We start from the raw sequence: 22,151 nt of genomic DNA, 5'->3' as shown, positions 1-22,151 counted from the left end.
TTAATATATACTTATGGAAGTAGGAGTTCTTAACTTAGTAGGTGCCGGTCTAGTTGTAATCGGTGCAGGTTTAGGTTTAGGTAAGATTGGTGGTTCTGCAATGGACGCTATCGCTCGTCAGCCTGAAGCAGCCGGTAAGATTCAGACTGCGATGATTATCATCGCTGCGTTATTAGAAGGTTTGGCATTTGCTGCCCTAATCCTTGGAAAATAACAAAAAGGAATTCAACACTACCTGTAACGGTTGGTTACAGGTAGTGATTGATTAAAAAAGCTAAACTTTATACACTTATATAACGATACAAAATGGATAAGTTAGTAAATGATTTTTCATTAGGTTTATTCTTCTGGCAGGCTGTAATTCTTGTAGTGCTTATTTTACTGCTTGTAAAATTTGCATGGAGGCCAATTATGACTTCTATCACTGCAAGGGAAGCAGGTATTGCCGCTGCGCTTGCCGCTGCTGAGGCTGCACGCAAAGAAATGCAGAACCTGCAGGCCGATAACCAAAGGATACTTCAGGAAGCAAGGGCTGAAAGGGATGCCATGCTGAAAGAAGCCCGTGAGATTAAAGAGAAAATGGTTGCCGATGCCAGGGCTGAAGCTCAGGTACAGGGCGAAAAAATGATAGAGCAGGCAAAAGCTACTATAGACAGCGAGAAGAAAGCTGCTATGGCAGAGCTTAAAAACCAGGTTACTACCCTTTCTGTAGAAATTGCAGAAAAGATACTTAAAACACAGCTTTCTGATGCTGCGGCACAGGCAAGCCTGGTAGATAAAATGCTTGACGACGTAAAACTAAACTAAACCGTAAAAGGTAATGAAAGGTTCAAGAGCCGCTATACGCTATGCAAAGGCAATACTCGAAATGGCACAGGGTGCAGGCAACGCCGAACAGGTGAACAGCGATATGGCCCTTATAGCAACAACAATTAACGATAACAAAGAGCTTCAGAACTTTATAGCAAGCCCTAACGTTAAGGCCGAAATGAAAGAATCGGCGCTTAAGGAAATATTTGCAGGTTCGCAAAATATTACACAGGGGCTTTTCAGGCTGCTTCAGGAAAACAAAAGGTTCGACATACTGGGCCAGGTTGCAGAGCAGTTTGCCATACAGTTTGATGAGCTTAACGGAAGGGAAGAAGCTGTGGTTACTACCGCAGTGCCGTTAACCCCCGAGCTTGAAGCCAAAGTGCTTGCAAGGGCAAAAACACTTTCGGATAAAGAGCTGGTGCTAAAAAATGTTATAGACCCTTCTATCATCGGCGGGTTTATATTAAAAGTGGGAGACAGGCAGTATAATGCATCTGTTGCAAACAGCCTTACCACGCTAAAAAGAGAATTAAGTAATTAATATTTACCACACATAAGTGTTTAAATTATAATTTGACATGGCAGAAATTAAACCTGCTGAAATTTCAGCAATATTAAAGAAACAATTGTCCGGTTTTGAATCGGGTGCTACATTAGAAGAGGTAGGTACCGTTCTTAATGTAGGTGACGGTATTGCCCGTGTTTACGGACTTTCTAACGCACAGTATGGTGAGTTGGTGGAGTTCGATAACGGGTTGGAAGGTATTGTATTAAACCTTGAGGAAGACAATGTGGGCGTAGTATTGCTTGGCCCTTCAAAAGGTATTAAGGAAGGTTCTACCGTTAAGCGTACACAGCGTATTGCTTCACTTAAAGTAGGTGAAGAAATGGTTGGCCGTGTGGTAGATACCCTTGGTAACCCTATTGATGGTAAAGGCCCTATTGGTGGCGATCTTTATGAGATGCCGCTTGAGCGTAAAGCACCGGGTGTAATTTACCGCCAGCCGGTAACTGAGCCGCTACAAACAGGTATTAAGGCTATCGATGCCATGATCCCGGTAGGCCGTGGCCAGCGTGAGCTTGTAATTGGCGACCGTCAGACTGGTAAAACCACTGTTTGTATCGATACCATCCTTAACCAGAAAGAATTTTATGATGCAGGCAAGCCTGTATTCTGTATATATGTTGCAGTAGGCCAAAAAGCTTCTACTGTAGCGGGTATCGCTAAGACCCTTGAAGAAAAAGGAGCTCTTGCTTATACCATTATTGTTGCCGCTAACGCATCAGACCCTGCACCGATGCAGGTATATGCGCCAATGGCCGGTGCCGCTATCGGTGAGTATTTCCGTGATACGGGCCGTCCTGCACTTATCATCTATGATGACCTTTCTAAGCAGGCTGTTGCTTACCGTGAGGTATCGCTACTACTTCGCCGTCCACCGGGACGTGAAGCGTATCCTGGTGACGTATTCTACCTTCACTCAAGGCTACTGGAGCGTGCCGCTAAGGTAATTGGCGATGATGATATTGCTAAGAACATGAACGACCTTCCGGAGGCACTTAAGCCAATCGTGAAAGGTGGCGGATCTTTAACTGCGCTTCCTATCATCGAAACACAGGCGGGAGACGTTTCGGCTTATATCCCAACAAACGTTATTTCGATTACTGACGGACAGATATTCCTTGAGTCTGACCTTTTCAACTCAGGTGTACGTCCGGCAATTAACGTAGGTATCTCGGTATCGCGTGTGGGTGGTAACGCTCAGATAAAATCGATGAAAAAAGTAGCGGGTACGCTTAAGCTTGACCAGGCACAGTTCCGCGAGCTTGAGGCTTTCGCTAAGTTTGGTTCTGACCTTGATGCTGCTACACTTAACGTAATTGAAAAAGGACGCAGGAACGTAGAGATACTTAAGCAGGCTGTTAACGACCCGTTTAAGGTTGAAGACCAGGTTGCTATTATATATGCCGGTACTAAAAACCTTTTAAGGAAAGTGCCTGTAAGTAAAGTAAAAGAATTTGAAAGAGATTACCTGGAGTACCTTAACGCTAAGCACAGGGATACCCTTGATGCGCTTAAGGCAGGTAAATTTAGCGACGAACTTACAGATGTGCTTGAAAAAGCCGCTGCCGAAATCGCTGCAAAATACTAAGATTTTAATTTGATAATTTGAAGATTTGAAGATGCCAATCGTATTTTCAAATCTTCAGATTGCCTAATTTTCAAATTATAAAATGGCAAACTTAAAGGAAATACGTAACAGGATTGCTTCCGTTTCATCTACGATGCAGATTACCAGCGCCATGAAAATGGTGTCGGCAGCAAAGCTTAAAAAAGCGCAGGACGCTATTACAGCCATGAGGCCGTACAGCGAAAAGCTTACCGAGCTACTGCAAAACCTGAGCGCTACGCTTGAGGGTGATAACGGTGGTGCATTTGCCGAGCAGCGCGAGGCAAACAAAATCCTTATTGTAGCCATTACCTCTAACAGGGGTTTGTGCGGTGCCTTTAACAGTAATGTTATAAAGCAGGTAAAACTGCTTCAGGCGGCTTATGCCGGCAAAAAGGTAGATGTGCTTGCCGTTGGTAAAAAAGGTAACGACGTGCTTAAAAAAACCTGCACAATTGTAGGTAACCAAAGCTCGTTGTTTGATGAGCTTACATTTGAAAATGTTGCCGATGTGGCACAGGACCTTATGGACAGGTTTGCCGCCGGTGAGTATGATAGGATAGAGCTGGTGTACAACCACTTTAAAAATGCCGCAACGCAGATAGTGCTTACAGAGCAGTTTTTGCCGCTGGTTCCTGCTACTACTGATGAGACCGCAACAGGCGAAACAGATTATATTTTTGAACCCTCTAAAGAAGAGATTGTAGAAAGCCTTATACCGCTGTCGCTTAAAACGCAGCTGTATAAAGCCATACGCGATTCTTTTGCATCAGAGCACGGTGCCCGTATGACGGCTATGCACAAAGCAACCGACAACGCTACCGAGCTGCGCAACCAGCTTAAGCTTACCTATAACAAAGCCCGCCAGGCGGCCATTACAGGCGAGATATTAGAAATTGTGGGTGGTGCCGAGGCTTTAAATAACTAAGGTTACAAACAAACAAGCATAAAGAAGGGAAGGCTGCCGTAAGGCGGCCTTTTTTGTTTAATTTTAGCAAACATTCTAATATCATTCATGGAGACAATAGAAATTCCTTTAAGTAAAAAAAAGATACTACTACTATTGTTAGGTTCTTTGCTGTTTGTATTTATTGGAATTGATTTTGTTAGAAATACGGCAACTTATGTAAGCTGGCGTGCTTCAAAAGAATCTATATTTATATTTGGCATTTTGGGAGTGCTTTTTTTTGGAACTTGTGCAGTATTCTTATTAAGAAAACTCTTTAGCAGGAAAGTAGGGCTTATATTACATGCTGAAGGTTTTATTGACAATTCATCCGGAATTAATGCGGGAGAAATTTTATGGTGTGATGTAAATGCAGTAGCTGACTATAATGTTATGAACCAAAGCTTTGTAATCATATATCTTAAAGATCCCGAAAAGTATATTAATGCTCAAAAAAATATAATTAAGCGCAAATTTATAATTCTAAATTATAGGATGTCAGGTAGTCCAATTCACATTACTGCAAACGGGTTAAAGGTATCTTACGATAAGCTTTACAATTTGATGCAAGAATACTTTGAGTATTATAAAAAGGCTTAGCAAGGAGAGGCTTAGTTATAACAAGACAACACAATGAATATATTCCATATTTTCAGTAAAAAGAAAACTTTAATTACACCTGAGCTTGGTGAATTTATAATTTCACGCAAAGAAGGAAGAAATGTGGTATCAAGAAAAATTTCAAATGAATTGGGAGATTTCAACCTGACTTTACCCTTTATGATTCGGCTGTAACGAATTACCAGCTTGATTTATACCATACAATTAAAAATGACTGGCCGAATATAGCAGCTACTATAAATACAGGGCATAATAAGTAAGGAGCCTATAATATTGGAAGCAGTCGTTATAAGAGATCGTGATGATAAAAGGTCGGACATTCTTTGTGAGGTATATACTAATACAGTAGTTCTTGAATTTGAAAAAGGTAATGCTCTGTTCAGTAAAATATAAAATAAATACACCTTAAAACGCTAAAGAATATTTTCCGTTGCTGAATGGAACATATTCCATATCTTTACATAAAATTTTGAAGATGAATGCAGCGATAGACTTAGCCACACGAAAAGGCATAGAGGGCGTGCCCGAAATAACCGACCTTACCAAGCTTTTCTTGTATGTAAACAGCCATGATATAAACGCGCGCTACCTTAACTTTCTTAAGGCGCTTACCAATCTTAGCGATGATATCATTTCGGGCTGGCTGAGTATAAACGCGCGCACCTTCCGCAATTACCGCAAAGCAGGCGCTTCCCTTAAGCACAACACAAAAGAGCACGTAGTGGCGCTTATTGCCCTTTACAAGCATGGTATAGATGTGTTTGAGGGGCAGGACAACTTCGACAGGTGGCTAACTACACCAAACTACACGCTGGATATGAAATCTCCAACAGATTTTCTTGATACCATTTCGGGCATCAAGTTTATAGACGACAGGCTTACCGCCATAGAGCACGGGGATAACGTATAGGCGGCACATGGTTGTTTATAAAATTTGCCGCGACAAGTTTGCCCAAAGCCTAACTGCATCGGGCGTTGCCAACCGCTGGAACCGCAAAGACGAATTTGTGCTGTATGCCGGCAGCAGTATATCGCTCGCCACATTAGAGATGGTAGCCCATCGCAGCAGTATTATGGCACAGAAACCCTATAAGCTAATGGCTATTGAAGTTACCGACGATGCCACGATACAGGAAATACCTGCTGCAAAACTACCCAAAAACTGGCGTGCGCTGGAAGCCTATTCCCACCTGCAGGATATGGGTTCTGTTTGGTACTGGGGTGCAAAAAGCCTGCTGCTTAAAGTGCCCTCGGCAATAGTGCCGCAGGAATTTAATTATGTAATTAACACCCACCACCCTGATTTTCCGGCAAAAGTAAAATTGCTCAGCGCAGAAGATTTTACATGGGATATGCGGTTGTTATAACAGCATTTACAGTTATTATAAAAGCTTACCCAAATATTCTCTACTTTTGTGTTTATAAAAAGTAACCTGTAACCCTTTGAGCCTCTACAAAAACCTTTTTAAGCAGACAGCCATTTACGGCATAGCCACGGTGGTGCCGCGCATGTTCAGCTTTTTGCTCACGCCGCTTTATACTGATTTATTGCCCGAAGATGAGTACGGAGAGGTTTCTATCATCTTTTCATGGATGGTTCTTTTTAATGTTATCCTTGCCTATGGCATGGAGACTTCTTTTTTCCGTTTTTACTCCAATGCAGAGGATAAAGACAAGGTTCAGGCGACTTCTACAGTATCACTGTTCTGGTCATCTGTTTTATTTTTAGGTGGTGCACTGTTGGCACGTGATTATTTGGCAGAGGCTTCGGGCATTGATGTCAACTATATCATCTATACTATTTGGGTGCTGGTGCTCGATGCGCTGGTTATTATACCATTCTCAAAGCTGCGTGCAGAAGGCAGGCCCATGTATTATGCGGCTATCAAAATTGGTAATGTAGCAGTTAACCTGGGGCTTAACGTGTTCTTTCTGGTTTACCTGCCTAAGCTGGCACAGGCCTGTCCGGGCAGTATAATAGAAACCATGTATGTACCGGGCTTCCAGATAGGGTATATATTTATAGCTAACCTGATTGCGAGCCTGCTCACGTTTATCGTGCTGATTCCGCATTACTTTAATATTTCCTGGCATATTGATAAAGAACTCTGGAAGCTCATGATGCGCTACAGCCTGCCGGTGCTTGTTGCCGGTATTGCCTTTGCCATAAACGAAACATTCGACAGGATAATTCTGCAAAATGTTTTAACTGCAATATCAGGAGAAAGCTATGCCGAAGCCGAAGTAGGTATATACTCTGCCTGCTATAAGCTTGCCATTTTTATGACGCTTTTTGCAACGGCTTTTCGCCTGGGTATAGAGCCATTCTTTTTCAGCCATGCCAAAAATGAGAATGCCCCCAAAACCTATGCCATGATAACCAAATACTTTGTAGTATTCGGTTCAGTTATTTTACTGGTGGTGGTTGTGTTCTCCGATTTTCTGAAAGAACTCATCATTCGCGATGAAGCCTACTGGGAGGGGATGAAGGTAGTGCCGCTTATTATTATAGCAAACTTCTTCCTCGGCATCTACCATAACCTCTCGGTATGGTACAAGCTGTCCGATAAAACTAAAATGGGCGCATATATCTCTATTGTAGGCGCTGTAATAACGCTTGCCCTTAACTATGCCTTAATACCGCAGTACAGCTATATGGGCTCTGCTATTGCCACCATAGCGGCATACGGCACCATGATGGGGCTTAGCTTTATACTGGGCAGCAGGTATTACCCAATTCCTTATGATATTAAAATGATAAGCCTGTACCTGGGTATTTCTATAGTATTTTCTTTGGTTTACTTTTACCAGTTCAGGGGTTCTTATATTGTTGGTGGTGCCATGCTGTTGTTTTTCGGGGTGTTTATTTACCTTAACGAAAAAGACAAACTGCTGCGCATTATAAGGCGCAGGTAACAAATAATCAGGCTAAAGTCTTGGTTATTACTGATAGTATTTTGATATTTGAGAGATAAAACAAACAAAATGACAATTAAGATTATCAACCGGTCTAAGCACGATTTACCAACTTATGAAACCATTGCCAGTGCCGGCATGGATTTAAGGGCTAACCTTGATGAGCCTGTAGTATTGAGTCCGCTTGGCCGTGCCATTATAAAAACCGGATTGTTTATAGAACTTCCCATAGGGTATGAAGCCCAGGTGCGTCCGCGCAGCGGGCTTGCCGCCAAAAAAGGGATAACCGTATTAAACAGCCCCGGCACAGTGGATGCCGACTATAGGGGAGAGATAGGTGTTATACTGGTAAATATCAGTAATGAGGCTTACACCATAAACGACGGAGAGCGCATAGCACAGCTTGTAATTGCAAAGCACGAGCGTGCCGAATGGGCAGTAGCCGAAGAACTTACCGAAACCACCCGCGGTGCAGGAGGCTTTGGCAGTACAGGGGTAAAGTAAAAGAATACCAATTATTAAATAAACACAAACCAACACCGTAAAAATGAGAATTATTGTCCCCATGGCAGGCCGCGGCTCACGCCTTCGCCCGCACACGTTAACCGTACCAAAACCGTTAATACCTATTGCAGGTAAACCTATTGTACACCGCCTTGTAGAAGATATTGCAGGTGTTATCAACCAGGAAATAGAAGAAATAGCATTTATTATACATAAAGATTTTGGGAAACAGGTAGAAACTGACCTTATAGCCATAGCTGAAAAACTGGGAGCAAAAGGCAGTATTTATTACCAGGAGCAGCCATTGGGTACCGCCCATGCCATAATGAGTGCTAAAGAAAGCATGCAGGGGCCGATAGTTGTGGCGTATGCCGACACACTTTTCCGTGCTGATTTTACGTTAGATACTACAGCCGACAGTGTAATATGGGTAAAGCAGGTAGATGACCCAAGCGCGTTTGGCGTGGTGCAGCTTAATGATAAAAATGAGATAGTAGATTTTGTAGAAAAACCCAAAGAGTTTGTATCAGATCTTGCCATTATAGGTATCTATTACTTTAAGAGCGGCGAAACGCTAAGGGACGAACTGCAATACCTGCTGGACAATAATGTTATGAAAGGCGGCGAGTACCAGCTTACCGACGGCCTTGAAAACATGAAACAAAAGGGCATGAAATTTGTTCCCGGTAAAGTGGATGAATGGATGGATTGCGGTAACAAAAACGTTACGGTAGAAACCAACACCCGCATGCTGGGCTTTTTACATGCCGACGGCGAAAATATGGTACACGCTTCTGCCGTTATAGAAAACAGCGAGATAATACAGCCTTGCTTTATTGGTGAGGGCGTGGTGCTTAAAAATGCAAAAGTAGGCCCCAATGTTTCATTGGGCAAAGGCACAAGGGTAGAAGACAGCACCATTAAAAACAGCCTTGTGCAAAACAATTCGGTTATAAAAAACGCCGTGTTAGATAATGCCATGATTGGCAGCAATGCCGTGTTTAACGGTAAATTTACCAGTATAAGCATAGGCGACTACTCGGTTTTAGAATAAGATATATGAATAAAAGAACCCTTTTAGGCATTCTGGCATTATCGGGCCTTTTGCTTTGCCCCGCAGCTATGCAGGCACAGCAGGAGGAACCCGACCAGATTGCCCTTGCCAATGATGAGTTTGAAAACAGTTTTTATGAGGCACTCAAACAAAAGGGTATCGAAAACTATGATAAGGCGGTAACGTCGCTTCAAAAGTGCATCAGGCTTAAGCCTGAAAGCGCTGCTGCTTATAATGAGTTGGGTAAAAACTACCTTTCATTAAAAAATTATCCGGAGGCTGAACGCGCTTTTAAAAAAGCTACAGAACTGAACCCTCAAAACCGATGGTACTGGCAGGGATTATATGATGTTTACTATGCCATGCAGGACTGGAACCGTGCCATACCCATAGTGCAAAAGCTTACAGAATGGCGAAAAGAATACTATCAGGAAGACCTCGTTTCACTGTATATGTACACTGTTCAGTATGATAAGGCAATTGCGCTGATGAACGAACTTGATGAAAAAGTAGGCAAATCGGATAAGAGGGAAATGTACAGGCTCCAGATAATGGGTGAGGAGCAATACCGTAAACCACGTAAAGAAGAGCTTGAAGAGGCAATCCGCAAGAACCCTAAAGAAGAGTCGAACTACCTTAACCTAATCTACCTGTATTCTGAAAGCAATCAGGAAGAAAAGGCTGAGGAGGTAGCCAAAAAACTGGAGAAGGCAATACCGGGTTCGGACTGGGCACAAGTAAGCCTTTTTAAATTCCACCTTAATAATAATGAGGGCGATAAAGCCGTGCAGTCATTATTCAGGGTGCTTGAAAGTAAAAAAATTGACGGGAAGATTAAGCACAGGGCTTTTAATGAGTTCCTGATTTTTGTAAATAACAACCCGAAATACAACAATGACCTAGATAAGGCTGTGTCGTATCTTGAAGATGACAAAAATGTAAACGTGCCTAAAGAGGTAGGTAAATTTTTCTTCAATAAAAAAGATTATAAGAGGGCAGCCGATTACTTTACTAAATCGCTTGCCGCCAACAGTGATGATATAGAGGCTGTAGAGCTTTTGCTTTATACGTATGAAAACAGCGCACAAAATGAATTGCTGCTTAAAAAAGCGTCAGATTATATAGATATTTTCCCTACACACGCGCGCTTATACTACTTTGCCGGTGTGGGTGCCAATGCAGCAGGGCAGTTTAAAAAAGCCAAAGACTTTTTAGAAAGCGGAGCCGATTTTGTAGTGGAAGATCCCGAACTGGAAGCAGGGTTCAATACACAGCTTGCCAAAGCCTATGAAGGGCTTGGCGATACCAAAAAAGCAAATGATTATAAAACAAGGGCAGAAAAAGTATTAAAACAGAAAAGAACCCGATGAGAAAAATTGCAGCCGTAGTATTTGCTGTAGCAATGCTTGTTTCATGCAAGCCGAAACAGGCTGTGCTGGGCGAACAGGGAGCCGAAGAAGACCGTACTGCCAAAGAAATTGTAAAAGGGCATTATGCCAATAACAAAGATTTTAAAACACTTTACATAAAAGCCGATGCGCGTTATACTGATAAAAACCTGGCGCAGAAAGTATCGGCAGACATCCGTATAAAGAAGGATGAGAAGATACTGGTGAGCATAAAATTTTTAGGTATAACAATGGCTAAGGCTTTAATAACACCTGACAGGGTTAGTTATTATGAAAAGCTTGGCAATACTTATTTTGATGGTGATTATGCAATGCTGAGCCGCTGGCTGGGTACAGAGCTTGACTATAAAAAAGTGCAGAACCTTTTTACAGGGCAGGCACTTTACAACCTTGAAAAAGAACAGCTAACCGCAAAAATAGAGAACGGCCTGTACAGGCTTTTTTCTAAATCGGGTGGTATCAGTAAGGAGTTTATGTTTGAAGGTGCAAATTACCTGCTTAAAAAGGAAAATATATACCAGGAAGGTAAAGAACCCCGCAGCCTCGACATACAATATCCTGCCCACAGGGAGTTTGGCAGCAGGATCATGCCTGCTTCTATAAAAATTGAGGCAGTACAAAATGATAAAGTGAATATTAATATTGATTACAATAGCGTTACCTTTGACGAAGATTTCTCTTTCCCTTATGATGTTCCCGAAGGGTTTGAGCAGGTTTTTATCAACTAACTGAAATTTGCTGATGATGCTGAAAAAGATCCTTACCATACTTCTTATAGCCTGCACTGCTGTGGCTTCTGCACAGGACCAGAAAAAGATACTGGAGCAGCGAAAAGCGCAGATTGAAAAAGAGATAAGAGAGTTCCGCAACCTGTTAAGCCAGGAGAACAAAAAGGAGAAATCCGTACTCACGCAAATTGCCGATAACCAGGCAAAGATAAAGCTTAGCGAAAAGCTGATAAACAACACCCAAAAGCAAACCCGCATACTTACAGATGAAATATACCTTAACCAGCTAAAGATAAACAAGCTGGGGCGCGAGCTTAAAGTCCTTAAAGATGACTATTCACAAACGCTGGTAAAGGCATACAAGAACCGTTCGCAGCAAAGCCGTATAATGTTCATATTATCTTCAGATAACTTTTTGCAGGCATACAAGCGCATGCAGTATATGAAGCAATATGCAAGCTACCGCAAAATTCAGGCGGAAGAGATAAGAGCTACCAAAACCGAACTTGAAGGGTTGCAGGATAAGCTGAACATCCAGAAAAAAGAAAAAGAAAAACTGTTGGCAGAAAACCTTAAAGTTAAAAAAGAACTTGAGGAAGAGAAAAAAGAGCAGGAGAAACTGGTAAAGGCCATACAGAAAGATAAAAAGCGCTACACTGCCGATATTAAGAAAAAGCAGAGCGAAGCCAAAGATATTGAGCGTAAGATTGACAAAATTATACGCGATGCTATTGCGGCTGCCAATAAAAAAGCGGCAGCATCAGGAGCTACTACGGCAAGCAAAAGTTCTGCCGCTACGGCAGCACCTAACAAGATTGTGCTGACCAAAGAAGGTAAAATAATAGCAGATAACTTTAAGGCTAACAAAGGTAAATTGCCATGGCCTGTTGAAAAAGGTTATATGAGTATGGGCTACGGCCTGCAGCGCAGTCCGTTTGCCTCTACCGTTGAGGTAGACCATAGCTGGATAGAGATAACCACCGAGAAAGGCGCTGCTGTGCGCTCAATATTCTCAGGGGAGGTTATAGATATCCAGTTGATACAGGGAACAGGTACAAAAGCTGTTTTTGTGCAGCATGGTGACTATATATCCATTTACTTTAACCTTAGCAGCACAAGTGTAAACATTGGCGAAAAGGTTTCTGTAAAACAAAATCTTGGTACAGTGCACACCAATCCGGTTACCGGTAAAACTGTAGTAAAACTGATGATAACCCACAACACCAGCAGGCTTAACCCTGAACAGTGGATTATAAAATAACTTAAAATAAAAATTCCATTTCTTCGCTTGTTGCAGCAGAAATGGAATTTTTAATTATTATTGTTTCGGATTAACCCTATACAAATAATGCCTTTAGTTCTGTAGCATCATGCGGGCTCATTTTGCCGGCAAGTACAAGGCTTAACTGTTTACGGCGCAGGGCGGCATCAAAACGTTGTTTTTCGAGTTCTGTCTGCGGTTCTATTGGCGGTACTTCTACCGGGCGGCCTGTTTCATCTACGGCAACAAAAGTATAAATAGCTTCGTTTGCTTTAGCCCTTGTCCCGCTTTCGCGGTCTTCTGTCCACACATCAATAAAAATTTCCATAGAGGTTTTAAAGGTGCGCGAAACCTTAGCCTCTACCGTAACAACGCTTCCCAAAGGGATAGAGCGGTTAAAAGCCACGTGGTTAACAGAGGCGGTTACCACAATTCGGCGCGAATGCCTGCGTGCGGCTATGCTTGCGGCACGGTCCATACGGGCCAGTAGCTCGCCACCAAAAAGGTTGTTAAGCGGGTTGGTTTCGCCGGGAAGCACCATATCGGTCATTATGCAAACCGAATCTAAAGGATATTTTACCTGCATACTGATATTTTTGTGGCAAAGATACTACAGTAAATAAAAAATCCTCCGTGGCGGAGGATGCTTTTATAATTCTTTTATGAGTAACCAGGCTTCGCTGTTTTCGCCTCTCCTTATGGCATTCATGTCATTCTGCGCTTCGGCAGCATCACTGTAGCTTCCGTAAATAACCGGGTAAAGCCCGAATTTGTTTATTCCTAAAGCCCGTGCTTTTGTGTAGCCTTTATCTTTAAGCTGTGCAACTGCCGTGGCTGCATTAGCTTCGCTGCGGTAAGCACCTGCCACTATATGGTAAGGCATAACGGTTACTTCTTCTTTTACGGTAAGTTGTACCGCAGGCAGCGGGTTTTCTATAAAAAAGGTAGCCTGCTGTATGCGTTGCTGCACTTCTTCCTGTACCTGCTGCTGTACTAAAAGTGTTTCTTTAGCCACCTGTTGCTCGTGCCATGTTTTGTAGCCTGCACCACCTGCGGTTAAAGCAACGGCAAATAAGGCTGCATATTTAAGGTAAGGGTAGCTGCGCCTGCGTTGCGCTGCTACTAATACAGGTACTTCTTCTTCGGCTTCTTCTGTATCATTTACAGCTATATATTCCTCACGTTTAACGGCAGGAGAAGTAAAAGTACTTAGCCCGAAAGCATCTGTAAGGTAATTAACAGGAGTATCGGGTGTAAATACAAGGTTGCCTTCGGCATTGCGGGCTATGTGGCCCAGGTTTTTAAGCGGTAACGGCTGCCCGCTTTCCAGCATATAAAGCCATTGTGCGGTTTGCTTTTGCACTGCCGCCACAGCCTCATCATAAGAAATATTTTCCTGTAAGGCTATGTGGTTGGCTAAAAGCCCGTCATTATTCTTTAAATTCGCATTAAAAGAAATGAGTTTTTTAGGAGGATAGAAAGTGTGCGTAGTACTGTCCAGCCTTGCGGGACTGGTTTCGGCAAGGAAAGCTCCAAAGCCGGGAACCGTAACACACTGGTAACGATATAGTAGTGCCGATATGTATTTTTCTATCATCATAAACACAAAATTAACCATTCAACAGCCAAAGCAAAATTTTATTCACAAATTTTATTAACAAAGCAGCGAAACTAATTAACCGCCTGCTTATCATGTTTTTATGTCAGAAAATGAATTACTGAATACCCTCGCCCTTATGCGGGTAGAGGGCGTGGGCGATATAGTTGCCAAAAAACTGATTAACCATTTAGGTGGTGCCGAAGCTGTTTTTAAGGCAAAGCGCCAGCAGATATTGGCCATAGAGGGAGTAGGCGATATTTTATATAATAATCTTAAAAATCCTGAAGTATTTAAGCAGGCTGAAGCCGAAATGAAATTTATATCGGGTAATAATATTTCAGTTACATTTTATCTTGATAAAGACTATCCTGAAAGGTTAAAGCATTGCATAGATGGGCCGGTGCTGCTGTTTAGTTCAGGTAATATTAATGTTGAAGGCAGAAAGATGCTCAGTATAGTAGGCACAAGGCAAATGACCGCTTATGGTGCTGACTTTACCCGCAAGCTGCTGGAGGACCTGGTGCCGCTAAATCCTGTTATTGTAAGTGGTTTTGCGTATGGCATAGACATTCACGCTCACCTTGTGGCGATGGATTTAGGTCTGCAAACCATTGGCGTGGTAGCACATGGATTAAACCAGGTGTACCCGAAAGTGCATAAAAAGTATGTAGCGAAGATGGAGGAGAACGGTGGTTTTATGACCGAGTTCTGGAGCAGCAGCAACCCTGACAAAGAAAACTTTGTAAAACGTAACCGAATTGTAGCCGGGTTAAGTGAGGCAACCATAATTGTTGAAAGCGCCGAGAAAGGCGGCTCGCTTATTACTGCAAATGTTGCAAACGACTATAATCGTGATGTGTTTGCCGTACCGGGACGTATTACCGATAAGTATAGTATGGGCTGTAATAACCTGATAAAGACACAGCGTGCCAACCTGCTTACAGGTGCTGCCGACCTTATTTACATCATGAACTGGGAGACGGAAGAAAAGAAACAGAAGCCCGTACAAAAACAGTTATTCATTTCGCTTGAAGAAGATGAACAGAAAGTATATGATTACCTGCTGAAAAACGGCAAAGAACAGCTCGACCTTATTGCGCTGGCATGCGAAATGCCGGTATTTAAATTATCATCTATGTTACTGACAATGGAGCTAAAGGGCGTGATACGCCCCTTGCCCGGTAAAATGTTTGAAGCGGTTTAATTGATAATGCTCACCGATCTTTCGCAGCTGCTGTTTTCGGTACTACTTTCGCAAATCCAGTAGGCCTGCTCGTCTTCATATACAAGTGCAGGGCTGCAGCCGTAGCCGTTACAGCTAACAAAGTAGCTATGTAAAAGGTAATCGTTATCGGAGGCTTCTTTATCCATAACCAGCTTGTTGTTGCGGTTATACAATGCCCTTACCAGTTTAAAGCTGTTTTTTGATGAAGACATTTCTATGTAGTAAAGTCCGCCGGGTACGGCTTCGTTTTTAAGTATTTTAAGCGCATCAACATGATGCTTTGGAGTAAGCGTCATTTCATCATTAGCAGCCTTTAAAAAGGCTTTTTCATTTATCAGCACTTTAACATGCCCGTTTTTAACCTCACCAACAGTAATTTTTTGTGACAGGTTATAAACAGTTTCTTCAGGAGTTGTATAGCTAAATGCCATTAGTGCAACAATGCATAAAACTATAAGGCCTTTAATTCTCATAATAATGTAATTAGTTGTTAATGAACACTAAGTTACTCAAAATAAGAATATAAAGGCCTGATATGTTTTTAAATTTATAAGATAGGCTTATTTAAGATAGGATCTAAAGGTAGCCCAGCTTCTCTCTTACGCGTGCCAACACGCCATTTGCAACGGCTGCCGCCTTTTCAGACCCTACTTTTAGTGCGGCATCTACCTCATTAAGGTTAGCCATATAATAGCTGTATTTTTCTCGTACAGTCGCAAACCTTTCGGTTATAAGCTCAAATAGTGCCTGCTTGGCGTGCCCGTAGCCATAGTTGCCACCTAAATAGTTCGCGCGCATGGCTTCCGTTTGCTCGGGTGTGGCCAATAGTTTATACATAGCGAACACATTACACGTATCAGGATTTTTAGGCTCTTCCAGCGGAGTGCTGTCGGTTTGTATTGCCATTACCTGCTTGCGCAGCGGTTTGTCTTCCTGAAAAATATTGATAAAGTTATTGCGCGATTTGCTCATCTTTTCACCATCGGTGCCGGGAACAATTTTTGTTTCCTCGCTTGTAATAGGTTCCGGTAATACAAAGGTATCACCCATCTGGTGGTTAAAGCGTGCCGCCACATCACGTGTAATTTCTATATGCTGAAGCTGGTCTTTACCCACCGGTACAAACTCGGCATCATATAAAAGTATATCGGCAGCCATCAGCATAGGATAGGTAAACAATCCGGCATTTACATCTTCCAGCCTGTCGGCTTTGTCTTTAAATGAGTGGGCAAGGGTAAGCCTCTGATACGGGAAAAAGCAGCTCAGGTACCAGCTAAGCTCTGCAACTTGTGGTACATCGCTCTGGCGGTAAAATACTACCCTGTTAATGTCAAGCCCACAGGCAAGCCATGTTGCGGCTACGCTGTAAGTATTAGCCCTAAGTTCTGCCCCGTTTTTAATTTGTGTTGCAGAGTGCAGGTCGGCTATAAAAAGATACGATTCATTTTCAGGTTTGTTGGCCATTTCAACAGCCGGTAAAATTGCGCCCAGCAGGTTGCCTAAATGCGGTGTACCCGTACTCTGGATGCCTGTAAGTATTTTTGCCATTGCTTTGTATAAAATTTTAAGCAAAGGTAACGGATTTGGTATAAAGATAGGAGGCTAATGATTACATTTGGCACTATGAAAATTATTAAGCCTGTATTGCTGACGCTGTGGCGCATCTGGTTTTATGTATTGTTGGGCGTGCCAATAATTGTGCTTTCGCCGGTACTGATAATTACCATACTCTCGCCTAAAACCTATCCGCAGTTCTTTTTGCTGGCGCGGCTGTGGGCGCGCATCATTCTTTTCGGTATGGGCTTCCGTACAAAAATTACCCGCGAGCAGCAAATGGAAAAAGGCAAAAGCTATATGCTGGTAGCCAACCACACCAGCATGGCAGATATTATGCTGATGTTGCTGGTTAGCAAAAACCCTTTTGTTTTTGTAGGTAAAAAAGAGCTTGCGAAGATACCCATCTTCGGGTTTTTTTATAAGCGCACCAGCATACTGGTAGACCGCAATAACAGCAAAAGCCGCTTTGAGGTTTTTCAGCGCGCGCAGAAAAGGCTTAATGAAGGCCTGAGCATTTGTATTTTTCCTGAAGGCGGTGTGCCAGATGACGAAAGTATAGTTTTAGATGAATTTAAAGATGGGGCGTTTCGCCTTGCGATAGAACACCAGATACCTATTGTACCAATGGTTTTTCCGGATAACAAGAAGCGTTTCAGTTATACATTTCTTAGCGGCAGCCCGGGGGTAATGCGTGCAAGAGTATTACCTTTTGTTTCGACAGAAGGCCTAACCCTTGATGATAAAAAAGAATTGAAGGATAAAACAAGGCAGGTTATTTATGCCAATTTGGTAAAAACACCTTAAAAAATAAGATTACCGGGATTAACATTATATAAACTATTCAAATGAAAATTAAACTTCTTACCCTTGCTTTTGTAACAATATTATTTTCGTGTTCGGGCGATGATGATCAAGGAAATAATAGTAACATAACCGAATGTATTCCTGCTTCAACTATGGAAGTTACAATTTCTGAAGAGTTCCAGCATTCATTTGGATTTAAAGAAGTTTATAGCGCAGGTAACTATACGGTATCAGTACCTTATTTTGTAACCCCAAACGGAGATGGCGTTCGTGATAGCTTTGTGATTTATATTAAAAATACGGAAACCGGAACATCATTTATAAGTAGTGATTCTAACATTATAGAATCAGCAGATGGTGCCGTTACTAATCCTGAAGGATTCATTACTTCCGCAAATTTAACCGTTGGCAATAATTGCGAACAGGTATTTGAAACGGCTGATATATACAGGCTGTGGTGGAATGCACTTCTTGAAACAAATGAAGCGAAAGGCATTTATAATTTTGACCTCCATGTAGTAATGGAAGACGGTACTGTTATTGATGTTTCTGACACGTTTGAAGTGCTTGATACAGTTTATGAGTAAGCTGCTTATGTAAAAAATAAAGCGCCCCTAAATGTGCACGGGCGCTTTACTAATTATCCCTGTTACGGGACCGCCTAAAACTTTAGCTATATCAAAAGCTGAAACTTATACCGGAATACAATCCGATAAAATAAGGTTTAAAATTGCCGGCATCGCTGCTGAAGGCATTTAACTGGTATTTAAAGGTGGGCTCAAAGCTGGCCTGTAATGCTTTTGTAAAACGGTACCTGAAGCCAAGACCCACATTGGTACTGAAATGTATGTTGTTGAGGTTTTCCGCCTGGCCAAGGGGAGAACTATAGCCTTGGTCGGTTACTACACTTACCTGGTTATCGTTTAGGAAAAGGGTGCTGAAACCACCTATAACTTCTATGCCGAATTTTTTATTAAGCAATGCATAAGACATTTCTACTGGCACTTCTATATACCCCATCTCCTGTAAAAGCGACCCGCTGAACGTTTGGCTTGAGGCAGCTTCGTTAGGAGATGCATTTGCAGCGTTTACCGAATGCACTATAAAATTAGCTGTTGCGCTTTCGGGCCTTTTACTGCTCACATTGTTGGTCTGGCCCGACATACTCGGGTAAAACTCTACACCGCGGGTAGAATAGCTGAGGTTTACCGTATTAACCCCTGAGCGTATTGATATTTTATCATTAAGCGCATAATTGACGCCTACGCCATAGCTCAGGTTATTGTTATAATCTTTACTGTTGCCTGCAAACTGTGCGTCTATAGGCGAACCCTGAGAGAGCGAGTTATAAAAAACAGGCGCTACCTGAGGGCGTACATTCCATTTGGTGTTAACTTCTGCCTGTGCCAGTTTGTTTTTATTCTTTTCATTCAATTTTTCCTGAAGCAGTTTTTCAAGTTCATTTTCAGGCTCTTCTGCAGAAGCTGAATCTGTTTCTGTCTCAGCAACGGCCTCTTCGATGGCAATTTCTTTATTAATAATGTTATTGCCTGCCGGATTCTCATTTACAACTGTATCGGTACCTTGTGTAGTAGTGCCGTTATCACTTTCGGCAACAGCCTGTTCTGTAGTGTTATTTATAGCCGAAGGGTTAATACCCGTTACAGTACCGTTGTTCTTATTCTGGTTTAAATTATTTTTTTCCGTTGCGCTGTTTTCTGTTCCTGATAAAGCAACCGCCGATTGCGTATCAGTAGTAACGCCGATTGCAGTATTTTTTATATTCTTGGGGTTCACAGCATCTGCATTTGTGGCAGCAGAAGTATTATTAGCATTGTTGCTCCTGCCCTGCGAAGCCACGGCGCTTTGAGTATTGCCAAAATTATTAGTTTTCGTAGTACTATTACCCTTAGAACTATATGTGCTTGGATAACTTTCCTGCGTGCCGCTGCCTGTGTTATTGGTTTCGGTCGTGCCCTGAGTTGTTTCGCTGTTCACTAAGCCATAATTTTCATTTGTTACACTACTTTCGGTAGCGTTGCTGGCAGGGTTGCCGCTACTACTATTAACAGTGCCATTATCATCGCTGCTTTTTACTACCGGGTTGTTTTCCTGCCTTAGCTGTTGCTCCTCTTTAAACGGGTTAAGCAGCAGCAGGCCTATAAGCAAAAGGGCAGCCACGCCGCTAAGCCTGAACCATATCGGTATAACGCGGCGCTTTTTCTTTTTCTGGAGTTCCGCCTCAATGTTTTCCCATACAAAGTCGGGCGGGTTAACTTCAAAATCTTTAAACTTTTCCTGGAAAAGCCTGTCTATGTGTTTTTTCTCTTTCATTTGCTGTAGGTACTTTTTAAATTCCCCTGGTGCGCTTCAATTTTTTCCTTAAGTATCATCCTTGCCCTTGCAAGGTTAGATTTAGAGGTGCCAGTTGTTATATTAAGCATCTCTGCAATTTCTTTATGCGAAAAGCCATCGGTTACATACAGGTTAAACACCATGCGGTAACGGTCCGGCAGTTGCTGAATGATGCCGAGCAAAAAATCCATGCTCACATCTTCTGTTTCTATCTCTACTTCGGGTTCGTCAGGTATGTTTTCGCTAACCAGTTCTACCACGCCCTGGCTGCGGTATTTTTGCAGCACATTATTCACCATAAGCCTTTTGGCCCAACCTTCAAAAGAACCCTTAAACTGGAACTGCCCAATTTTGCGGAACAGCAGCAGGAAACCGTCCTGCAGGTTGTCCTGCGCATCGGCATAGCTGCGTGAATACTTAAGGCATACCGAAAACAGCTTCGGGGCAAAAAGCCTGTAAAGCTGTTCCTGGGCCTTAATATTGTCCCGCTGGCATTCCTGTATAAGCTGCTCTAAACCCAAATCCGGTTATTGTTTTTAGTGTTTGGTCTTTATTCTCCCACGGGTACAGATACGGTTTCAAAAATGCGGTTGCCCTGGCTGTCTACACCCTTAAAAATCTGGAACGAATAAGCACTGTACTGGGTAATATCTAAATTGTTGGGGCAGGTAAAATCATACATGGCCCATTCTGCCTCATCAGTAGACAGGGGCTTGCACTTAGCATCCTGAATAACAAGCGCCTGTACCGCAAGTATTTCGCTATTGTTGGTTTTCTCTGTATAAAACCCGTCAAAATAATGGCAGTCGTCCGGCCTTTTGTAATAAATTTTTATAGGGTAGGTGTGCCCGGGCACCATGCTTTCGGGCAGCTCAAGGCTTTCTACGGGCAAAAATGCCACTTCAAACTGCGGCGTGTCTTCTTCTAAAGAACAGGCGCTAAGGCCCGCCACAAGCACTAATAACAATAACAGCTTTTTCATAAAAATCAAACAATCAAAAAAATATACGGTTGTGTTTACATATCAGATACAAAAGTGCACAAAAGGTTGCGTACTTTAACATGTTGTATGCCAATAAAAAACCCGGAGCATGCTCCGGGTTGTTATGGTGTTTAAGCCGATTGTTCTTTAATGGCTTCTTTTATTTTGATTTCCAGCTCATCGGCCAGTTCGGGGTTGTCTTTAATCAGCCCTTTTACTGCGTCGCGGCCCTGTCCCAGCTTGGTTTCGCCGTAGCTGAACCACGAGCCCGATTTCCTGATGATCTCGAACTCTACCGCAAGGTCTAATATTTCGCCTGTTTTGCTCACGCCCTCGCCATACATAATGTCGAATTCGGCGGTTTTAAACGGTGGCGCTACTTTGTTTTTAACCACTTTTACTTTGGCGCGGTTACCCAGCACGTTCTCACCATCTTTAATTTGAGACGAACGGCGAATGTCAAGCCTTACCGATGCATAGAACTTTAGTGCGTTACCACCTGTGGTAGTTTCGGGGTTACCGAACATTACACCTATCTTTTCGCGAAGCTGGTTGATGAAGAATACCGTACAGTTAGTTTTGCTTATGGTAGCAGTTAATTTTCTTAGTGCCTGGCTCATAAGGCGTGCGTGAAGCCCCATTTTACTGTCGCCCATTTCGCCCTCAATTTCGCTTTTTGGCGTTAGTGCCGCCACCGAGTCGATAACCACAATATCTATGGCGCCGCTTCGGATAAGGTTCTCGGCAATCTCTAATGCCTGCTCGCCGTTATCAGGCTGCGATATGATAAGGTTTTCAATATCAACTCCCAGTTTTTCGGCATATACGCGGTCAAAAGCGTGCTCTGCATCAATAAAGGCTGCAATGCCGCCGCCCTTTTGCGCTTCGGCTATGGCGTGCAGCGTAAGGGTTGTTTTACCTGACGATTCAGGCCCGTATATCTCTATAATCCTGCCGCGTGGGTAGCCGTTTACGCCCAGTGCCAAGTCTAACCCCAGCGAGCCCGAAGGTATGGCCTCTACCTCCTCTACGGCCTGGTCGCCCAGTTTCATTACGGTACCCTTGCCGTATGCTTTATCCAGTTTATCCAGCGTTAGCTGCAGTGCTTTTAGTTTTGCTTCTTTATCTGCGCTCATTAGTATTGTCTTATTTTTTAGTAAAAATACGGCTTTTATTTGAGAGCGCAATGTAAGAAAATAATCTTA

At 42.7% G+C, this 22,151-nt stretch carries 25 protein-coding genes; 17 read left to right on the top strand and 8 right to left on the bottom strand.

The window, feature by feature from the left end:
• Positions 1–13: 13 nt before the first annotated feature.
• From atpE to KJK34_RS11045, 14 genes are all read left to right on the top strand, one after another.
• A complete protein-coding gene (atpE, locus tag KJK34_RS11110; protein WP_223053958.1) occupies positions 14–214 on the top strand; it encodes an ATP synthase F0 subunit C in 201 nt (66 codons plus the stop codon).
• 92 nt (positions 215–306) lie between these two features.
• Complete coding sequence (locus tag KJK34_RS11105; RefSeq protein ID WP_223053957.1) at positions 307–807, top strand: F0F1 ATP synthase subunit B; 501 nt, start codon at positions 307–309, stop codon at positions 805–807.
• A 13-nt stretch (positions 808–820) separates the two neighbouring features.
• Entirely contained in the window at positions 821–1,354 is a 534-nt protein-coding gene (atpH, locus tag KJK34_RS11100) for an ATP synthase F1 subunit delta (RefSeq protein ID WP_223053956.1), read from the top strand.
• 37 nt (positions 1,355–1,391) lie between these two features.
• Positions 1,392–2,966 carry a F0F1 ATP synthase subunit alpha gene (gene atpA / locus KJK34_RS11095; RefSeq protein ID WP_223053955.1) on the top strand — a complete coding sequence of 525 codons (1,575 nt, stop codon included), beginning with the start codon at positions 1,392–1,394 and terminating at the stop codon, positions 2,964–2,966.
• 82 nt (positions 2,967–3,048) lie between these two features.
• Positions 3,049–3,912, top strand: a complete 864-nt coding sequence (atpG, locus tag KJK34_RS11090; RefSeq protein ID WP_223053954.1) for an ATP synthase F1 subunit gamma — start codon at positions 3,049–3,051, stop codon at positions 3,910–3,912.
• A gap of 87 nt (positions 3,913–3,999) precedes the next feature.
• Entirely contained in the window at positions 4,000–4,530 is a 531-nt protein-coding gene (locus KJK34_RS11085) for an STM3941 family protein (RefSeq protein WP_223053953.1), read from the top strand.
• Between the two features lie 496 nt (positions 4,531–5,026).
• Positions 5,027–5,461 (top strand): Xre family toxin-antitoxin system antitoxin, encoded by a 435-nt coding sequence (locus KJK34_RS11080; protein ID WP_223053952.1) that lies wholly within the window; start codon positions 5,027–5,029, stop codon positions 5,459–5,461.
• A 7-nt stretch (positions 5,462–5,468) separates the two neighbouring features.
• Positions 5,469–5,918: an RES family NAD+ phosphorylase gene (locus KJK34_RS11075; RefSeq protein ID WP_223053951.1), complete on the top strand. Its 450-nt coding sequence runs from the start codon at positions 5,469–5,471 to the stop codon at positions 5,916–5,918.
• A gap of 76 nt (positions 5,919–5,994) precedes the next feature.
• The gene (locus tag KJK34_RS11070; RefSeq protein WP_223053950.1) at positions 5,995–7,467 is read left to right on the top strand and encodes an oligosaccharide flippase family protein; all 1,473 of its coding nucleotides are present in this window, start codon (positions 5,995–5,997) and stop codon (positions 7,465–7,467) included.
• A gap of 69 nt (positions 7,468–7,536) precedes the next feature.
• A complete protein-coding gene (gene dut / locus KJK34_RS11065; RefSeq protein WP_223053949.1) occupies positions 7,537–7,971 on the top strand; it encodes a dUTP diphosphatase in 435 nt (144 codons plus the stop codon).
• A 43-nt stretch (positions 7,972–8,014) separates the two neighbouring features.
• On the top strand, positions 8,015–9,025 hold the full coding sequence (locus KJK34_RS11060; protein ID WP_223053948.1) for a sugar nucleotidyltransferase: 1,011 nt from the start codon (positions 8,015–8,017) through the stop codon (positions 9,023–9,025).
• A gap of 5 nt (positions 9,026–9,030) precedes the next feature.
• Complete coding sequence (locus tag KJK34_RS11055) at positions 9,031–10,395, top strand: tetratricopeptide repeat protein (RefSeq protein ID WP_223053947.1); 1,365 nt, start codon at positions 9,031–9,033, stop codon at positions 10,393–10,395.
• Positions 10,392–11,162: a lipoprotein insertase outer membrane protein LolB1 gene (gene lolB1 / locus KJK34_RS11050; RefSeq protein WP_223053946.1), complete on the top strand. Its 771-nt coding sequence runs from the start codon at positions 10,392–10,394 to the stop codon at positions 11,160–11,162. The genes KJK34_RS11055 and lolB1 overlap by 4 nt, the downstream gene beginning before the upstream one ends.
• A 16-nt stretch (positions 11,163–11,178) precedes the next feature.
• The gene (locus KJK34_RS11045) at positions 11,179–12,423 is read left to right on the top strand and encodes a murein hydrolase activator EnvC family protein (RefSeq protein ID WP_223053945.1); all 1,245 of its coding nucleotides are present in this window, start codon (positions 11,179–11,181) and stop codon (positions 12,421–12,423) included.
• A 76-nt stretch (positions 12,424–12,499) separates the two neighbouring features.
• Here KJK34_RS11045 and KJK34_RS11040 read toward each other — a convergent pair whose 3' ends face one another.
• Entirely contained in the window at positions 12,500–13,009 is a 510-nt protein-coding gene (locus tag KJK34_RS11040) for an acyl-CoA thioesterase (RefSeq protein ID WP_223053944.1), read from the bottom strand.
• Between the two features lie 63 nt (positions 13,010–13,072).
• Positions 13,073–14,023: an HU domain-containing protein gene (locus tag KJK34_RS11035; protein WP_223053943.1), complete on the bottom strand. Its 951-nt coding sequence runs from the start codon at positions 14,021–14,023 to the stop codon at positions 13,073–13,075.
• Positions 14,024–14,123: 100 nt separating this feature from the next.
• Between KJK34_RS11035 and dprA the strand changes: the two genes are divergently transcribed.
• On the top strand, positions 14,124–15,227 hold the full coding sequence (gene dprA, locus KJK34_RS11030) for a DNA-processing protein DprA (protein WP_223053942.1): 1,104 nt from the start codon (positions 14,124–14,126) through the stop codon (positions 15,225–15,227).
• On the opposite strand, the gene KJK34_RS11025 is transcribed toward dprA, so the two are convergent.
• Entirely contained in the window at positions 15,224–15,721 is a 498-nt protein-coding gene (locus KJK34_RS11025; RefSeq protein ID WP_223053941.1) for a hypothetical protein, read from the bottom strand. The genes dprA and KJK34_RS11025 overlap by 4 nt on opposite strands.
• 103 nt (positions 15,722–15,824) lie before the next feature.
• The gene (gene trpS / locus KJK34_RS11020) at positions 15,825–16,796 is read right to left on the bottom strand and encodes a tryptophan--tRNA ligase (protein ID WP_223053940.1); all 972 of its coding nucleotides are present in this window, start codon (positions 16,794–16,796) and stop codon (positions 15,825–15,827) included.
• 75 nt (positions 16,797–16,871) lie between these two features.
• Between trpS and KJK34_RS11015 the strand changes: the two genes are divergently transcribed.
• Both KJK34_RS11015 and KJK34_RS11010 read left to right on the top strand, forming a co-directional pair.
• Positions 16,872–17,609: a lysophospholipid acyltransferase family protein gene (locus tag KJK34_RS11015; RefSeq protein ID WP_223053939.1), complete on the top strand. Its 738-nt coding sequence runs from the start codon at positions 16,872–16,874 to the stop codon at positions 17,607–17,609.
• A gap of 41 nt (positions 17,610–17,650) precedes the next feature.
• Complete coding sequence (locus KJK34_RS11010; RefSeq protein ID WP_223053938.1) at positions 17,651–18,196, top strand: hypothetical protein; 546 nt, start codon at positions 17,651–17,653, stop codon at positions 18,194–18,196.
• A 91-nt stretch (positions 18,197–18,287) separates the two neighbouring features.
• On the opposite strand, the gene KJK34_RS11005 is transcribed toward KJK34_RS11010, so the two are convergent.
• The 4 genes from KJK34_RS11005 to recA all read right to left on the bottom strand — a co-directional run bounded on the left by KJK34_RS11005 (position 18,288) and on the right by recA (position 22,082).
• The gene (locus KJK34_RS11005; RefSeq protein ID WP_223053937.1) at positions 18,288–19,943 is read right to left on the bottom strand and encodes a hypothetical protein; all 1,656 of its coding nucleotides are present in this window, start codon (positions 19,941–19,943) and stop codon (positions 18,288–18,290) included.
• Positions 19,940–20,485, bottom strand: coding sequence for an RNA polymerase sigma factor (locus KJK34_RS11000; RefSeq protein WP_223053936.1), 546 nt, complete (start codon positions 20,483–20,485; stop codon positions 19,940–19,942). Before KJK34_RS11000 ends, KJK34_RS11005 begins: the two co-directional genes overlap by 4 nt.
• Before the next feature lie 29 nt (positions 20,486–20,514).
• A complete protein-coding gene (locus tag KJK34_RS10995) occupies positions 20,515–20,946 on the bottom strand; it encodes a lipoprotein (RefSeq protein ID WP_223053935.1) in 432 nt (143 codons plus the stop codon).
• Between the two features lie 131 nt (positions 20,947–21,077).
• Entirely contained in the window at positions 21,078–22,082 is a 1,005-nt protein-coding gene (recA, locus tag KJK34_RS10990; protein ID WP_223053934.1) for a recombinase RecA, read from the bottom strand.
• Between the last annotated feature and the right edge of the window lie 69 nt (positions 22,083–22,151).

Source organism: Flavobacterium coralii, from assembly GCF_019891545.1.
In the GTDB taxonomy this organism is placed as follows: domain Bacteria; phylum Bacteroidota; class Bacteroidia; order Flavobacteriales; family Flavobacteriaceae; genus Flavobacterium; species Flavobacterium coralii.
This window is presented reverse-complemented; position numbering and strand designations above follow the sequence as displayed.

What these genes read in the sequence shown, in the direction of transcription:
- atpE (WP_223053958.1), top strand. Translation starts at nt 14, where the DNA reads ATGGAAGTAGGAGTTCTTAACTTAGTAGGTGCCGGTCTAGTTGTAATC.
- KJK34_RS11105 (WP_223053957.1), top strand. Translation starts at nt 307, where the DNA reads ATGGATAAGTTAGTAAATGATTTTTCATTAGGTTTATTCTTCTGGCAG.
- atpH (WP_223053956.1), top strand. Translation starts at nt 821, where the DNA reads ATGAAAGGTTCAAGAGCCGCTATACGCTATGCAAAGGCAATACTCGAA.
- atpA (WP_223053955.1), top strand. Translation starts at nt 1,392, where the DNA reads ATGGCAGAAATTAAACCTGCTGAAATTTCAGCAATATTAAAGAAACAA.
- atpG (WP_223053954.1), top strand. Translation starts at nt 3,049, where the DNA reads ATGGCAAACTTAAAGGAAATACGTAACAGGATTGCTTCCGTTTCATCT.
- KJK34_RS11085 (WP_223053953.1), top strand. Translation starts at nt 4,000, where the DNA reads ATGGAGACAATAGAAATTCCTTTAAGTAAAAAAAAGATACTACTACTA.
- KJK34_RS11080 (WP_223053952.1), top strand. Translation starts at nt 5,027, where the DNA reads ATGAATGCAGCGATAGACTTAGCCACACGAAAAGGCATAGAGGGCGTG.
- KJK34_RS11075 (WP_223053951.1), top strand. Translation starts at nt 5,469, where the DNA reads ATGGTTGTTTATAAAATTTGCCGCGACAAGTTTGCCCAAAGCCTAACT.
- dut (WP_223053949.1), top strand. Translation starts at nt 7,537, where the DNA reads ATGACAATTAAGATTATCAACCGGTCTAAGCACGATTTACCAACTTAT.
- KJK34_RS11060 (WP_223053948.1), top strand. Translation starts at nt 8,015, where the DNA reads ATGAGAATTATTGTCCCCATGGCAGGCCGCGGCTCACGCCTTCGCCCG.
- KJK34_RS11055 (WP_223053947.1), top strand. Translation starts at nt 9,031, where the DNA reads ATGAATAAAAGAACCCTTTTAGGCATTCTGGCATTATCGGGCCTTTTG.
- lolB1 (WP_223053946.1), top strand. Translation starts at nt 10,392, where the DNA reads ATGAGAAAAATTGCAGCCGTAGTATTTGCTGTAGCAATGCTTGTTTCA.
- KJK34_RS11045 (WP_223053945.1), top strand. Translation starts at nt 11,179, where the DNA reads ATGCTGAAAAAGATCCTTACCATACTTCTTATAGCCTGCACTGCTGTG.
- KJK34_RS11040 (WP_223053944.1), bottom strand. Translation starts at nt 13,009, where the DNA reads ATGCAGGTAAAATATCCTTTAGATTCGGTTTGCATAATGACCGATATG.
- KJK34_RS11035 (WP_223053943.1), bottom strand. Translation starts at nt 14,023, where the DNA reads ATGATGATAGAAAAATACATATCGGCACTACTATATCGTTACCAGTGT.
- dprA (WP_223053942.1), top strand. Translation starts at nt 14,124, where the DNA reads ATGTCAGAAAATGAATTACTGAATACCCTCGCCCTTATGCGGGTAGAG.
- KJK34_RS11025 (WP_223053941.1), bottom strand. Translation starts at nt 15,721, where the DNA reads ATGAGAATTAAAGGCCTTATAGTTTTATGCATTGTTGCACTAATGGCA.
- trpS (WP_223053940.1), bottom strand. Translation starts at nt 16,796, where the DNA reads ATGGCAAAAATACTTACAGGCATCCAGAGTACGGGTACACCGCATTTA.
- KJK34_RS11015 (WP_223053939.1), top strand. Translation starts at nt 16,872, where the DNA reads ATGAAAATTATTAAGCCTGTATTGCTGACGCTGTGGCGCATCTGGTTT.
- KJK34_RS11010 (WP_223053938.1), top strand. Translation starts at nt 17,651, where the DNA reads ATGAAAATTAAACTTCTTACCCTTGCTTTTGTAACAATATTATTTTCG.
- KJK34_RS11005 (WP_223053937.1), bottom strand. Translation starts at nt 19,943, where the DNA reads ATGAAAGAGAAAAAACACATAGACAGGCTTTTCCAGGAAAAGTTTAAA.
- KJK34_RS10995 (WP_223053935.1), bottom strand. Translation starts at nt 20,946, where the DNA reads ATGAAAAAGCTGTTATTGTTATTAGTGCTTGTGGCGGGCCTTAGCGCC.
- recA (WP_223053934.1), bottom strand. Translation starts at nt 22,082, where the DNA reads ATGAGCGCAGATAAAGAAGCAAAACTAAAAGCACTGCAGCTAACGCTG.